The sequence below is a fragment of the Mesorhizobium sp. M7A.F.Ca.CA.002.05.1.1 genome (genome assembly GCF_003998335.1).
In the GTDB taxonomy this organism is placed as follows: Bacteria; Pseudomonadota; Alphaproteobacteria; order Rhizobiales; family Rhizobiaceae; genus Mesorhizobium.
In genome coordinates, this window is the sequence record NZ_RZQI01001274.1 from 1 (window position 1) to 1,232 (window position 1,232).

Consider the following 1,232-nt stretch of genomic DNA (forward strand, 5'->3'; position numbering starts at 1 on the left):
GGCGCGACAGCGTCGAGACGGATGAGGGGTGTTCCAGCGGAGTGAGACGTTGGCGTTCCCTGGAACACCCCTCATCCGTCGCCTTCGGCGACACCTTCTCCCACAAGGGGAGAAGGTGAAAGTCGACGCTTTAGATCGCGGCGGTAATAATAATCTCGACCAGATAGTCCGGGGTGGCGAGCTTTGCTTCGCCGGTGGCACGGGCTGGCGTGTTGCCCTGCGGCACCCACTTGTCCCATTCCGCGTTCATCTCGGCAAAGGTGCTCATGTCGGCCAGCCAGATGATCGCCTGCAGGATCTTGGTCTTGTCGGAGCCAGCCTTGGCCAGCAATTCGTCGACAGCCGCCAGGATGTCCCTGGTCTGCGAAGCGACGTTGCCGGTTGGCTGGCCGACCTGACCAGCCAGATAGACGGTATTGCCATGGATGACGATCTGGCTCATGCGCGGGCCGACATCGATGCGACGAATGCTCATTGGATGGTTCCTTCCTGTGACGGTTGCGCTTCTTTAGAGTCGCGGCCGGCTTGGGGCAAGGTCGCCAGGTCGAATCCCCTTGGGCCAACGGCATATGGCATGCACACACGGCAAGTTGACCCTGCGGCCGCAATTCCGCCGGATTGGCTTGTTGACTAATGTAATAACATCACATATCCAATCGGCCGCTGCCAGCAGCCGGATTTCGCCGCCTACGGATCGCAGAATGACAAATACCTGCCTGACATTCCGCGACCTGACGCTTGGCTACGGCAGTCATCCGGCGATCCATCATCTCGACGGCACCATCCGCAAGGGCTCGCTGACCGCTGTGGTCGGCGCCAACGGCTCCGGCAAATCGACGCTGATGAAAGGCATTGTCGGCGTCCTGAAGCCAATGGCCGGCGAGGTTATCCGCGCACCCGGTGTACGTGCCGCCTATCTGCCGCAGCAATCGGAGCTCGACCGCTCTTTTCCAGCGCGCGTGGTCGATCTGGTTTCGCTCGGCCTGTGGCCACGACGCGGCCTGCTTGGCCGCTACACCAAGGAAGATCGCGATGACGTCAGCAAGGCGCTGATGGCGGTCGGCCTCGGCGGCTTTGAAAAGCGCCCGATCGACACGCTGTCGGGCGGCCAGTTGCAGCGCACGCTGTTTGCGCGCGTCCTGCTGCAGGACGCCGACCTCATCCTGCTCGACGAACCCTTCAACGCCGTCGACGCCAAGACGGTCGGCGACCTCATTGCCCTGATCAAGCAC

General features: G+C 62.0%; 2 protein-coding genes. One reads left to right on the forward strand and one right to left on the reverse strand.

Going from position 1 to position 1,232, the window contains the following annotated elements; translation table 11 throughout:
* Nucleotides 1-130: 130 nt before the first annotated feature.
* A complete protein-coding gene (locus EN939_RS34820; protein ID WP_127271894.1) occupies nucleotides 131-475 on the reverse strand; it encodes a RidA family protein in 345 nt (114 codons plus the stop codon).
* A 226-nt stretch (nucleotides 476-701) separates the two neighbouring features.
* Between EN939_RS34820 and aztA the strand changes: the two genes are divergently transcribed.
* Nucleotides 702-1,232: zinc ABC transporter ATP-binding protein AztA (gene aztA / locus EN939_RS34825; protein WP_164751539.1), on the forward strand; the 531-nt coding region annotated here is incomplete at its 3' end.